General features: G+C 67.9%; 13 protein-coding genes. 4 read left to right on the top strand and 9 right to left on the bottom strand.

The window, feature by feature from the left end; translation table 11 throughout:
* Nucleotides 1–2: 2 nt before the first annotated feature.
* Nucleotides 3–767 carry an acyltransferase gene (locus tag GONAM_RS04890; protein ID WP_006865672.1) on the bottom strand — a complete coding sequence of 255 codons (765 nt, stop codon included), beginning with the start codon at nucleotides 765–767 and terminating at the stop codon, nucleotides 3–5.
* Nucleotides 768–857: 90 nt separating this feature from the next.
* Between GONAM_RS04890 and GONAM_RS04885 the strand changes: the two genes are divergently transcribed.
* Nucleotides 858–2,195 (top strand): outer membrane protein assembly factor BamB family protein, encoded by a 1,338-nt coding sequence (locus GONAM_RS04885; RefSeq protein WP_006865671.1) that lies wholly within the window; start codon nucleotides 858–860, stop codon nucleotides 2,193–2,195.
* 75 nt (nucleotides 2,196–2,270) lie between these two features.
* Here GONAM_RS04885 and GONAM_RS04880 read toward each other — a convergent pair whose 3' ends face one another.
* Nucleotides 2,271–2,903, bottom strand: a complete 633-nt coding sequence (locus tag GONAM_RS04880) for a DUF3887 domain-containing protein (RefSeq protein WP_006865670.1) — start codon at nucleotides 2,901–2,903, stop codon at nucleotides 2,271–2,273.
* Between the two features lie 57 nt (nucleotides 2,904–2,960).
* Nucleotides 2,961–4,160 carry a class I SAM-dependent methyltransferase gene (locus GONAM_RS04875; protein ID WP_006865669.1) on the bottom strand — a complete coding sequence of 400 codons (1,200 nt, stop codon included), beginning with the start codon at nucleotides 4,158–4,160 and terminating at the stop codon, nucleotides 2,961–2,963.
* Between GONAM_RS04875 and GONAM_RS04870 the strand changes: the two genes are divergently transcribed.
* Entirely contained in the window at nucleotides 4,159–4,779 is a 621-nt protein-coding gene (locus tag GONAM_RS04870) for a P-loop NTPase family protein (protein ID WP_006865668.1), read from the top strand. The genes GONAM_RS04875 and GONAM_RS04870 overlap by 2 nt on opposite strands.
* A gap of 6 nt (nucleotides 4,780–4,785) precedes the next feature.
* Here the strand turns inward: GONAM_RS04870 and GONAM_RS04865 are convergent, their stop codons facing one another.
* The 3 genes from GONAM_RS04865 to GONAM_RS04855 all read right to left on the bottom strand — a co-directional run bounded on the left by GONAM_RS04865 (nucleotide 4,786) and on the right by GONAM_RS04855 (nucleotide 7,044).
* The gene (locus GONAM_RS04865) at nucleotides 4,786–5,043 is read right to left on the bottom strand and encodes a hypothetical protein (protein WP_006865667.1); all 258 of its coding nucleotides are present in this window, start codon (nucleotides 5,041–5,043) and stop codon (nucleotides 4,786–4,788) included.
* A gap of 127 nt (nucleotides 5,044–5,170) precedes the next feature.
* Complete coding sequence (locus tag GONAM_RS04860; RefSeq protein ID WP_006865666.1) at nucleotides 5,171–6,145, bottom strand: class I SAM-dependent methyltransferase; 975 nt, start codon at nucleotides 6,143–6,145, stop codon at nucleotides 5,171–5,173.
* A 110-nt stretch (nucleotides 6,146–6,255) separates the two neighbouring features.
* A complete protein-coding gene (locus GONAM_RS04855) occupies nucleotides 6,256–7,044 on the bottom strand; it encodes an enoyl-CoA hydratase-related protein (RefSeq protein WP_006865665.1) in 789 nt (262 codons plus the stop codon).
* A gap of 102 nt (nucleotides 7,045–7,146) precedes the next feature.
* Here GONAM_RS04855 and ligD point away from each other — a divergent pair, with 102 nt between their 5' ends.
* Nucleotides 7,147–8,121 carry a non-homologous end-joining DNA ligase gene (ligD, locus tag GONAM_RS04850; RefSeq protein WP_006865664.1) on the top strand — a complete coding sequence of 325 codons (975 nt, stop codon included), beginning with the start codon at nucleotides 7,147–7,149 and terminating at the stop codon, nucleotides 8,119–8,121.
* Nucleotides 8,122–8,125: 4 nt separating this feature from the next.
* Here the strand turns inward: ligD and GONAM_RS04845 are convergent, their stop codons facing one another.
* Complete coding sequence (locus GONAM_RS04845) at nucleotides 8,126–8,950, bottom strand: NUDIX hydrolase (RefSeq protein ID WP_006865663.1); 825 nt, start codon at nucleotides 8,948–8,950, stop codon at nucleotides 8,126–8,128.
* A complete protein-coding gene (locus tag GONAM_RS04840; RefSeq protein ID WP_006865662.1) occupies nucleotides 8,950–9,783 on the bottom strand; it encodes an ABC transporter ATP-binding protein in 834 nt (277 codons plus the stop codon). The genes GONAM_RS04845 and GONAM_RS04840 overlap by 1 nt, the downstream gene beginning before the upstream one ends.
* A 121-nt stretch (nucleotides 9,784–9,904) precedes the next feature.
* Between GONAM_RS04840 and GONAM_RS04835 the strand changes: the two genes are divergently transcribed.
* Complete coding sequence (locus GONAM_RS04835) at nucleotides 9,905–10,918, top strand: LLM class flavin-dependent oxidoreductase (RefSeq protein ID WP_040535475.1); 1,014 nt, start codon at nucleotides 9,905–9,907, stop codon at nucleotides 10,916–10,918.
* A 15-nt stretch (nucleotides 10,919–10,933) separates the two neighbouring features.
* Here the strand turns inward: GONAM_RS04835 and GONAM_RS04830 are convergent, their stop codons facing one another.
* Nucleotides 10,934–11,386: a cupin domain-containing protein gene (locus GONAM_RS04830; RefSeq protein WP_006865660.1), complete on the bottom strand. Its 453-nt coding sequence runs from the start codon at nucleotides 11,384–11,386 to the stop codon at nucleotides 10,934–10,936.
* Between the last annotated feature and the right edge of the window lie 13 nt (nucleotides 11,387–11,399).

Below are 11,399 nucleotides of genomic sequence, written 5' to 3'. Positions count from 1 at the left end.
CGCTACTTCGCCCGCTCCGCGGCAGCTTTCTCGGCGGCCGCCTTCTTGCGTTCGATGTCGGCGAGGGCGCGTTCGAGTTCGGCGCGCTGTTCAGCGTTCTTCGCCCAGTCGTCCATGCGGTTCTTGACCACGCGGGCGGGGGCTCCGACCGCGATCGAGTAGTCGGGGATCACGCCCTTGACCACTGCATGCGAACCGAGGACACAGCCGCGGCCGACGATGGTGTTGCGCAATACCGACACCTTGGCCGCCACCCAGGTGTCGGGTCCGATGCGGACCGGGCCCTTCACGATGCCCTGGTCCTTGATGGGGAGCGTGATGTCGTCCATCTTGTGGTCGAAGTCGCAGATGTAGCACCAGTCGGCGATGAGCGTGGACCCGCCGATCTCGAGGTCGAGGTAGGCGTTCACGACGTTGTTGCAGCCGAAGACGGTCTTGTCGCCGATCTTCAGGCTGCCCTCGTGGCAGCGGATCGAGTTGCCGTCGCCGATGTGCACCCAGCGGCCGATCTCCATCCGGGCAAGCTCGGGCGTGCAGTGGATCTCCACGTTGCGGCCGAGGAACACCATGCCGCGCAGCACGACATGCGGGTTGGCCAGGCGGAACTTCGCGAGACGGTAGTAACGGACCAGGTACCACGGGGTGTACGCGCGATTGCGTTTCACCCAGCGCAGCGAATCGAGAGTGAGGAATCGTGCCTGCTCGGGATCGCGGCGACGGCCGGCGCGGCGTCGGGACCGGTAGGAGGCGTTCCACATGGTGGTCATGGGACAAACCCTAAACGACCGGTTTTTCGCACACGATAGGCTCACTGCTGGCACGTCTCGTGCCGGTGGAACCGACGATGAGGAGCGCCGATGGCATTGGCCCGACCGCAGGTGTCCCGACACCGCCGATCTGCGCTGACCCGCCTGTTCGTCGCCGTCACGGCCGTGAGCTCGCTGGTGCTCGCCGGCTGCTCCGACGGGCACATCGACGTCCGCTCGATCCCGAGCGTCGGCTGGCCCAGCTACGGCGGCGTCCCCGGCAACGCGAACTTCGCCTACGCCGACGTCCCCGACGACCTCACCCTCAGCTGGACGCGCCCCACCGGCGGACCGGTCACCGCACCCGTCACGATCTCGGGCAAGGGCAATGTGGGCGTCACATCGAACGCCGCCCAGGGGTGCAACGTCCTGGTACTCGACGGCCGGTCGGGCCGCAAGAACTTCTGCAAGGACATGCGCGCCGGCGTCGAGGTCAACGCGATGCTCGTCGACCAATACGACCAGCCGTACCTCGGCGAGGAGACCACCTTCCTCGCGTTCAACGCCGGTGGTGCGATCCGCTGGCGTGCCGGCGTCATCGGGGTCCCGCTGTCGGCGAAGTTCGCCGCCCCGAACGAGGTGCTCGTGACGACGACGCAGGGCCAGATCCTGCTCATCGACACCCAGCGCAACGAACTGACCGCCCCCGAGGTGAAACTGCGCGACGACGCCGACCCCGAACAGCCGCTCCTCGGCTTCGGCGACTGCGTGCGCAACGGACCGCAATGCGCGATCCCGGCACCCGCTGCAGTCGACACCGGCCGAGAACGCTTCTACCTCAACTTCTTCCCCCAGGGCGCGGTGTCGTCGCAGATCCGGGCGATGAAGTACAACAAGGTCGCCGGCAAGCGCGAGGTGCGGACCGCCTGGCAGGCCGACATCCCGAGCGGCGTCATCGGTACGCCGACCCTGTCCGCCGACGGCGCCACGCTCTACGCCTTCTCGCGGGACGGCAAGATCGTCGCGCTGAACACCGAGAACGGGTCGACCAAGTGGACCCAGGACATCGGCGGCCACGGCTTCGCGACGATGACCGTGTCACCTGACGGCCTGATCATCCCCACCGGCTCGCTCGGCGCACCGCTGACCCTGTACCGCGATGCGGGTGACCGCGCCGAGAAGGTGTGGCAGCGCGCCGATCTCGCCACGGTCAGTCTCTCCGCGCTGACCCAGCAGAAGACCGCCTGGACCGTCGTCCGTGACCCCGGCAAGGACACCCTGTCACTGGTGGAGGTCTCGACCGACGACGGGGCGACGAAACGTACCCTGCCGCTGCCGAATTCGTCAGGGTTCGCGACCGGTGTCTCGGTCTCCTTCTCAGGGCAGATCGCGACCGCGACCAACCTTGGCGAGGTGTACTTCTTCGACAGCAAGGCCAACCTCGGATAGAGCGTCCGAACAAAGAATGCGGGCTGAGTGCCCGAAACCAGCACTCAGCCCGCATTTCTGTTTCTAGGTGGTCGCTCAGAGTTCCTTGCTCGCCGCGTCGGGATTGAGGAAGAACAGTCCCGCGATCCGGCCGTCGGCGTCGAACGCGACGCGGAAGACCATCTCCCCGGCCTCCTGCTCCAGCGGGACGTCGACCACCGTGTGCAGGCCGTGACCACGCACGAAAGGCGATCCGGTGCTCTCGAGTTCACCCTGGAGAGCCACCACCGACGCCCAGGCGTCGGCGAGTGCAGTGTCCGACAGGGCAGCCGTCATCGTCTCGTCGAAACGTGCTGTGACACTGGCCCACTCGGTCTTGGTGATCTTCTCGATGATGTCGAGGGCCATGACGTCGGCGTGGGCGATCGTGACTTTCTGCATGGGTGCTCCTGTTCTGGGGTCGATGGGTTTGCCGAAGCGTTGGAACGCCGCCTGACGGGTGACACCGACGACGTCGCCGATCTCCTGCCAGGTACATCCGAACTCTCGTGCGGCGCGCGCCGTGGCGCTGAGCAATTCCTCTGCGCGACGGCCCAGTTGGAGTGCGTCATGGACTCGGGTCAGTGCCGCTTCGCGAGCACCCGGGTCCCCCGGTTCGGAACCGGGTCCGGTTGCCACACTGCGTGCGTACCGCTCGATCTCCCGTGCTGTTTCTTCCACCTCGGACACTTGTAAAGATTAGATTTACAAGCGCCGAGGTGTCAAGCTCCGGTTTACAAGCAGCCGTCAGAACCTCACGCCCGGCTCGCAGATGAATGCGGTCCCCTTGCGTCCGATCCGGGTGAGCACCACCGACAGTGGGCGGTCACCCTTGGGTTTCAGCTTCTTGCGGAGCTGGTCGGGGTCGACGTCGAGGCCGCGGACGAGGATCTCCAGCGGGCCGCAACCATGGGCGGCCAGCGCCTTGCGGAGAACCTTCTCCGTCACCCCGACCTGCTCGATCACCCGGAACCCGCGTGCTCCGGCGGGCACCGAATCGCCGGTCAGATAAGCGATCTGCGGGTCGAGTTGCCACAGACCGAAGCGGTGGGCGTAGTGCTTGACGAGTCCGGCCCGCACGATCGCACCGTCCGGATCGACGATCCACTCCCCCGCCTCGCCGGCCGGTACGTCGTCGTCCTCGTGATCGGTGATCTCGAACTCCGTCACCGTACCGTCGGGCCGGGTGCGCAGAACCGTTGCCCGGCGCCGGGTCTCGACCCCCGGCCCCGACCACAGACATGCTTCGCGAACGCCCCCGTCGAGCGAGGTCACCTGCACCTCGCCGTCGAAGCCGAACCGGTTGCGCAGCATCTGATGATCCAGTCCGGGAGCACATTTCACGATCAGCGTGCGGCCCGCGTACGTGGCGAGCAGTTCGAGCAGCGGTGGGGTCAGCTGGTCGAGGCGAAAGATCCGGCCGGCGTCGGAGCGTCGAGCAGGGTCGGCGAGAAGAACATCCGCAGTCGAGGTCGGGGTCAACGCATCGGCGACCAGAAGCGTCGCATCGGGAACGTTGTGGCGCGCCATCGCGAGCCGGACGCGGTCGAGGTCGCTGCCGATCACTCCGGCGATCCCGTTGACCTGCACCAGTTCCCGGAGTTCTGCACCGATCGAACAGGTCATGTCGTGAACCACCGACGCCGGGTAACGAGTGGAGATCTCGGCGGCGCGATGAGCGGCCACGACCGACGCTGTCGCCTGCTGCAGCCCGTCGTCGGTGAGCAACAACCCGGCCGGGTCTCGCAGCTTCGACGCGGCTCGCCGACGGTTCCGGACGGTCTCGATCAGCGCGGCGTCGTGCGGGGTATACCGACTGCGCACCTCGGTGATGTCGGACAGCATCGACGCGGGGGTGAGCGCCAGACCCGACACCGTCTCCAGCGCCTTCTCACCGTGGCGCGACCGCAGGAACGCGACGTCGTCGAGACCGAAGGAATAGCTCATGATCCTTGCAGGCTACCGTCGTCACCTGCCCTTCCCCGGATCGCCCGCCACGTCTGCGACGATGGCGGATGTGAACGTCCACGACGACCGTCCGCGACATCCCCGGCGCATCGCCGTCGCGGGGGTGTCCGGCGTCGGCAAGACGACCACGGCGCGCCGGATCGCCGGACTCCTCGACGTTCCGCATGTGGAGATCGACGCCCTCCACCACGGACCGGGCTGGGTACGCCGACCCGAGTTCCTCGACGATGTACGGGAGTTCCTGGCAGGCGACGCCTGGGTGACCGAGTGGCAGTACCGCGACGCGCGACCGTTGATAGCCGCGCGCGCCGAACTGCTGGTCTGGCTCGACCTGCCCTACTGGACGACCACTTTCCCTCGCGTCGTGAGGCGTACCGTGCGGCGGCGACTGCGGCGCGAGGTCTTGTGGAACGGCAACCTCGAGGCGCCCCTACGGACCATCTTCACCAACCCCGAGCACATCATCCGGTGGTCGGTGAGCCAACGGCACGCGGTTGCCGCGGTGGTACCGCAGCTCCAGCGGTCGGAGCCGGGACTTCCGGGCGTGCGGTTGCGATCCCAGGCCGACGTCGACGCGTGGCTCGCCGGATTCTCCTGATCGGCCCTACTGGCGCAACTCCACGATCGAGGTGACGACGGTGGTCCGATCGTCGGTGGCCAGCGACTCGTCGTCCGGGTCCTGCTCGGCCAGCACCACGTGTCTGGCGTTGGCGACGTTCAGCAGATGCACCGTGCCCTCGACGTCGAGAGCAATGGGTTCGCGCTTCTCGATGACCTCCCGGAGGAACTGCCTCACCTCCGGTACCGGGTCACTGAAGAGCAGCCGGATCTCGAACTCATCGGACGACAGCAGGGTGGCCATAGCCCATGGTTGCACGCAGGATGCGGCCCCGGTCCCGAAAACGACGATCGGGCCGCCGCGGAAGCGACGACCCGATCGGTAGAGGGAATGCGCGCCATCACCCTGCGCTTTCTACAAAACGCTGGATTTACTCCGGCTTGGTGCCGGTGACCACGACGTTGTAGAAGAACTTCTGCGGGACGACCTTGCGCAGGACGTTCTCGTCCAGCCAGGTCAGACGCTTCCAGCCGCCGAACGCGAACCGTGCCCAGCCCCAGCCGAGCTTCTCCGGCGGAACCGCGGCCTCGAAGGTGCGGACCGGCCAGCCGAGCATGGCAGCAGCCAGTTCCTCGGTGGCGGTGGAGACCTTGGCAGCACCGGCGGAACGGGCGATGCCGGCCAGCTCGTCGGGATCGAAGGTGTGGATGTCGACGACAGCCTCGAGAGCTGCGGCACGCGAGGACTCGTCGAGTTCCTCCTGCGGGCGACGCCAGCTCTGCAGCGGTCCGAACTTGGTGACGTTGGTGGTGACCGCCCACGTCGCGCGGCTCATCCAACGCGCGTAGAAATCACCGATGGTCGACGGCTCGCCGGCGAACAGGAACCGGCCGCCCGGCTTCAGCACCCGCAGCACCTCGCGGAGAGCCTGCTCGACATCCGGGATGTGATGCAGCACAGCATGTCCGACCACGAGGTCGAAAGTGTTGTCGTCGTACGGGATCTTCTCCGCGTCGGCGACCCGGCCGTCGACGTCGAGGCCCAGGTTCTCGGCGTTGCGCAGCGCGACCTTCACCATGCCCGGCGACAGGTCGGTGACCGAACCCTTCTCGGCCACACCGGACTGCATGAGGTTCAGCAGGAAGAAGCCGGTGCCGCAACCGAGTTCCATCGCACGCCCATAGGGCAGCGGCTCGTCGGTCTCGATGGCGTCGAAACGTCCACGCGCGTAATCGATGCAGCGCTCGTCGAAGCTGATCGACCACTTCTCGTCGTAGGTCTCGGCCTCCCAGTCGTGGTAAAGCACCTGGGCGAGCTTGGTGTCCTTCAGAGCGGCCTGAACCTGCTCCTCGGTGGCATGCGGATTCGGCGCCGGATCGATACCCGGGGTGGCGTCGGTGGTCATGATCGCTTCCTTGTCGCGTGGGTCGGTCACTACTGATGTCTGTGTGGGGCTGCGGTACTCAGCGTCTTCTGGGGCTCGCGTCGCTCAGCATCTTCAAGGGTTCGCTTCGCTCAGCGCCCGGTGAACTTCGCCTTGCCGGGGCCGTTCTCCACGAACGACCTCATGCCGATGGCACGGTCCTCGGTGGCGAACAGCGCGGCGAAGAGCTGCTCTTCCATCTTGAGTCCGGTGTCGAGGTCGACGCCGAGGCCCTGGTCGACGGCCTTCTTGGCGGCGGCGATCGCCACCGACGCGGCACCGGTGAACTGCCCCGCCCAGGCGAGGGCGGCGTTGTAGACCTCGTCGGGGGCGACGACCTCGTCGACCAGGCCGATCGCGAGTGCCTCCTCGGCGCCGACGAAGCGACCGGTGAAGATGAGGTCCTTGGCCTTGGCCGGTCCGATGAGTCGCGCCAGACGCTGTGTGCCGCCGCCACCGGGGATGAGTCCGAGCAGGACTTCGGGGACGCCGAGCTTGGCATTGTCACCGGCGATCCGGCGGTCGGCTCCCAGCGCGACTTCGAGGCCACCGCCCAGCGCGTAGCCGGTGATGGCCGCGACCGTGGGCTTCGGGATCTCGGAGATGGCCCCGAGGTCGCGCTGCAGGCGGCCGGCGACCTTGCTCATCTCGGCGTAGCTGAGGTCGTTCATCTCCTTGATGTCGGCGCCGGCGGCGAGGACCTTGGGTCCGCCGTAGACGACGACGGCCTTGATGTCGTCGCGAAGCGTCGCCTCCTCGGCGGCCGCGGCCAGCTCGGCCTGCACCTGGCGGCTCAACGCGTTCATCGGCGGGCGGGCCAGCAGGATGGTGCCCACGCCGGGATGATCGTCGGACGTTTCGAGGGTCACGAACTCAGGCATTCTCGAAGGCTACCGTCTGGTAAGTCGGCCCGGTGTCGCAGGCCGGTGTCACCGGCCCCGGAGATCCCACGCGTCACACCGAACCGCCCTACAGTGGGCGACATGGCCAAAGGCGCGGGTTCCGCAGGTGAGCCGATCGAGCTGACGGTGGGTGATCGCACCGTCCGGCTGTCGAGTCCGGACCGCGTGTACTTCACCGAACGCGGCGAGACCAAGCGCGACCTCGCCGAGTACTACATGTCGGTCGGCGACGGCATCGTGCGGGCCCTGCGCGAGCGTCCCTGCATGCTGCACCGTTTCCCCAGGGGCGTGAGCGGCAACAAAGTGCACCAGAAGCGGGTCCCGGCGGGCGCACCGGACTGGCTGGAGACCACCGAGATCTACTTCCCCCGGTACGGTCGGACCGCCGACGAGCTCTGCGTGACCGAGCTGGCGTCGGTGATCTGGGCGGTGCAGATGTCGACGGTCGAGTTCCACCCCTGGAACTCGCGTCGCGCCGACCCCGAGTCCCCCGACGAGTGGCGCATCGACCTCGACCCGATGCCGGACTGCACCTTCTCGCGCATCCAGCGGGTGTCCCACGTCGTCGAGGAGGTCCTCGACGAGCTGGGCATGCGCGGTTTCCCGAAGACCTCGGGTGGGCGCGGGCTGCACATCTACGTCCGGATCGAACCCGAGTGGGGTTTCCCGCAGGTCCGACGCGCCGCGCTCGCCTTCGCCCGCGAGGTCGAACGTCGGGCGCCCAAGGACGTGACGACGACGTGGTGGCGCAAGGACCGCGACCCCGCCGCTGTCTTCGTCGATTACAACCAGAACACCCGCGACCACACCATGGCGTCGGCCTACTCGGTTCGTGGGAACCAGCGGGCGACGGTGTCCACGCCGGTGCGCTGGGACGAGATCGACGACATCGAACCCGACGACTTCACCATCGCCACCGTGCCCGCGCGGTTCGCCGAGCTCGGAGACCTACATGCCGAGATCGACGACGTCGCCTACCGCCTCGACACCCTGCTCGAGTGGGCCGATCGCGAGGAGATCGGCGAGGACGAGACCGTCGACCTCGACGATGCCTGAGGACCTAGAGCGTGATCTCCGGCGGCGTTTGATCGCCGAGCGTGCGGAAGTACTCGTCGGAACCCGGGAAGCCCAGACCCGCGAGCCCGGCGCCCGGGGTGGTGTTCGGCAGGATGCACTCGATGGACCGTTCGGCGGCGAGCAATTCCTCGACGCTCGCGAAACCACTGACATAGTGCAGCTGCGCCCAGGTCGGCGGCATCAGGAAGTGCTTGCCGTCGGCCCAGGTGTCGATCGCGAGGCGCGCGTTCACCCAGCGCGCCACCTCGGCCTCGGTGGTCTCGGCGTCGGCCTTCTGGCCCTCGGGCATGGCGGCGAGGAAGAAGCGGGTGTCGTAGCGGCGCTTCTCGTTGACCGGGGTGATCCAGTGTGCGAGCGGACTCAGCAGATCGGCGCGCAGGGTGAGGCCGCGCGCGGTCAGGAACTCCGCGAACGACAGCGACTTCTCGACAAGCCGCTGCCGGTCGTCGGCGAGCGCACCCGGGTCTGCGAAGGACCCGTCGGCGGTGGTCGCGAGCAGGACGCCGCACTCTTCGAAGGTCTCGCGGACGGCCGCGCACACGAGCGCCTGGGCGAGCTCGGCGTCGGTGTTGAACTGCGATGCCCACCACGCCGCGTCGGGACCGGTCCAGGCCACGTGGGCGCCGGCATCGCGCTTGTCGACACCGCCACCCGGGAAGACGGTCATACCGCCGGCGAAGGCCATCTGCTTCACCCGACGCTGCAGGAACACCTCGATGCCGTCGGCGGAGTCACGGACCAGGACGACCGTCGCGGCGTCGCGGATCGGTGCGGACACGACCTCGGGTCCCTGATCGGTGGATGTCATCAGTTGCCTCCTGCTCGACGGTGACCGCCCGCGCGGCGACGGCGTCGAGCGAAGTACCGACCGTCGACCTTGTCGAGGATGATCTGCTGCCGGAAGGCGGCCGTCAGGTTCTCGCTGGTCATGACCTCCTCGAGGAGGCCCTGGGCCACGACGCCGCCCTCGGACAGGATCAGCGCGTGCGTGAACCCCTCCGGGATCTCCTCCACATGATGGGTGATCAGCACGATGGCGGGGGCGTCGGGGTCGGCGGCGAGGGTGGCGAGACGGTCGACGAGTTCTTCACGGCCGCCCAGGTCGAGGCCGGCGGCCGGCTCGTCGAGCAGCAGGAGTTCGGGGTCGGTCATGAGGGCGCGGGCGATGATCACGCGCTTGCGCTCCCCCTCCGACAGGGTTCCGAAGGTGCGTTCGGCGAGATGCTCGGCGCCCATCGACTCCAGGGATTCGACGGCCTGGTCGCGGTCCATGTCGTCGTAGGCCTCGCGCCAGCGGCCCAGGACCGCGTAACCGGCAGAGATGACGACGTCGCTGACGACCTCGTGGTCGGGCACCCGGTCGACGAGGGCGGGACTGGCCACACCGATCCGCGTCGCGAGTTCGCGGATCTCGATCCGGCCGAGCTTCTCGTTCAGCACGAAGGCGGTGCCCGAGGTCGGGTGGACCTCCGCGCCGGCCAGCCGCAGCAGGGTCGTCTTACCGGCGCCGTTCGGGCCGATGATGACCCAGCGTTCGTCGAGTTCGACCTGCCAGGACACCGGGCCGACGAGCGTTTTGCCGCCGCGGACGATCGCGACGTCGCGGAAGTCGATCAAGAGGTCGGGATCGGATTCGGTCACGACCCCTATCCTGCCTCACGCCCAGGCGTTCGACCGGTTCGGATGAGCCGTGTCGGGGACGGCCGGTGTGAGCTGCGTCGAAGCGACCGAGCGGGAATACTCTGACCCGTTCGCCGGGTTGATGGACTACGTGACCGCTCAAAACCTTCCTCTGTCCATCCTGGATCTCGCCACCGTCGGCCGCGACGAGACCGTCGCGGAAAGTCTCGCCGCCAGTGTCGATCTCGCGCAGAACGCCGAGAAGTGGGGATACAAGCGGATCTGGTACGCCGAACACCACAACATGTCGGCGATCGCGTCGTCGGCGCCTGCTGTGCTCATCGCGCACATCGCCGCCCACACCTCGACCATCCGTCTGGGGGCCGGCGGCGTCATGCTGCCCAACCATGCCCCGCTCACCATCGCCGAGCAGTTCGGCACCCTCGCCGAGCTGCATCCCGGCCGCATCGACCTCGGACTCGGCCGCGCGCCGGGCAGCGACCAACAGACCTTCCACGCGCTGCGTCGCACGCACGCCTCGGCCGAGCGTTTCCCGCACGACGTTCTCGAGCTGCAGGCGTTCCTCGGCGACGAATCACGCATCGAAGGGGTTCGTGCGACCCCGGGTGCCGGGACCCACGTGCCTCTCTACATCCTCGGTTCGTCGCTGTTCGGCGCACAGCTCGCTGCCGCCCTCGGACTCCCCTACGCCTTCGCGTCCCACTTCGCACCGCAGGCCCTGACGCAGGCAGTCGAGTTGTACCGCCGCGAATTCCGGCCGTCGGAGGTCCTCGCCGAGCCGTATGTGATCGCCGGTGTCGGCGTGATCGCCGACGACGACCCGGACGTCGCGCAGCAGCAGCTGCAGATCGCCCGGCGTAACCGCGTCTCGCTGCTGTACGGACGCGGCCGGACCTTCACCGACGAGGAAGCCGATGCCGTGCTGTCGATGCCCCAGGGGCGCCAGATCGACGAGATGCTCACCTACGCCGGCATCGGGACACCCGACGAGGTGCGCCAGTACCTGAGCTGGTTCGCCGGGCATGCCGACGCCGACGAGCTCATCGTCGCGTCGCTCGCGCCGAGCCGCGGTGTCTGGATGAGCACGCTCGGACATCTCGCCCCGGCGAATTCGCCGGTCGCCGTAGGGAATTGATCCCGGCCGCCGGCCTCAGTCCTCGAGCCGGAAGTCCGCGAAGTCGAAGCCGGGCACGACGACGCAGCTGACCAGAGCCGCCTCGTCGCCGATGGGCCGGGCACGCTGCCACACGCCGGGCGGCACCAGCGCCTGCGGCTGCTGTTCGGCCTCGATGTCGGGCCCGACGATGATCGGGGTCGGGTCGCCGGGGGCCTCGCCGTCGCCGCCGAGATCGAGCTGGACCGGCGCCCCGCGGTGGTGCAGCCAGATCTCCGAGCTGCGTACGGTGTGCCAGGCCGACTGTTGGCCGGGCATCAGGACGAAGTAGATGGCGGTTCCGGCGGCTCGGTCACCGGTGTAGCCCGCCGGGAGCACCGCGTTCGGCAGACCCACCTCGCTGCGCCAGGTCTCGCGGAACCAGCCACCCTCCGGGTGCGGTTGCAGATCAAGGCTTTTCGCCCAGTCCGGTAGCTCGCTGGCGCTCATCTACTCCCCTGTC

It is taken from the genome of Gordonia namibiensis NBRC 108229 (assembly GCF_000298235.1).
GTDB classification, from domain to species: domain Bacteria; phylum Actinomycetota; class Actinomycetes; order Mycobacteriales; family Mycobacteriaceae; genus Gordonia; species Gordonia namibiensis.
This window is presented reverse-complemented; position numbering and strand designations above follow the sequence as displayed.

Coding starts and splice junctions, on each gene's coding strand:
- ligD (WP_006865664.1), top strand. CDS start 7,147: ATGGCCAAAGGCGCGGGTTCCGCAGGTGAGCCGATCGAGCTGACGGTG.
- GONAM_RS04890 (WP_006865672.1), bottom strand. CDS start 767: ATGACCACCATGTGGAACGCCTCCTACCGGTCCCGACGCCGCGCCGGC.
- GONAM_RS04875 (WP_006865669.1), bottom strand. CDS start 4,160: ATGAGCTATTCCTTCGGTCTCGACGACGTCGCGTTCCTGCGGTCGCGC.
- GONAM_RS04860 (WP_006865666.1), bottom strand. CDS start 6,145: ATGACCACCGACGCCACCCCGGGTATCGATCCGGCGCCGAATCCGCAT.
- GONAM_RS04870 (WP_006865668.1), top strand. CDS start 4,159: ATGATCCTTGCAGGCTACCGTCGTCACCTGCCCTTCCCCGGATCGCCC.
- GONAM_RS04865 (WP_006865667.1), bottom strand. CDS start 5,043: ATGGCCACCCTGCTGTCGTCCGATGAGTTCGAGATCCGGCTGCTCTTC.
- GONAM_RS04830 (WP_006865660.1), bottom strand. CDS start 11,386: ATGAGCGCCAGCGAGCTACCGGACTGGGCGAAAAGCCTTGATCTGCAA.
- GONAM_RS04845 (WP_006865663.1), bottom strand. CDS start 8,950: ATGACATCCACCGATCAGGGACCCGAGGTCGTGTCCGCACCGATCCGC.
- GONAM_RS04835 (WP_040535475.1), top strand. CDS start 9,905: ATGGACTACGTGACCGCTCAAAACCTTCCTCTGTCCATCCTGGATCTC.
- GONAM_RS04855 (WP_006865665.1), bottom strand. CDS start 7,044: ATGCCTGAGTTCGTGACCCTCGAAACGTCCGACGATCATCCCGGCGTG.
- GONAM_RS04885 (WP_006865671.1), top strand. CDS start 858: ATGGCATTGGCCCGACCGCAGGTGTCCCGACACCGCCGATCTGCGCTG.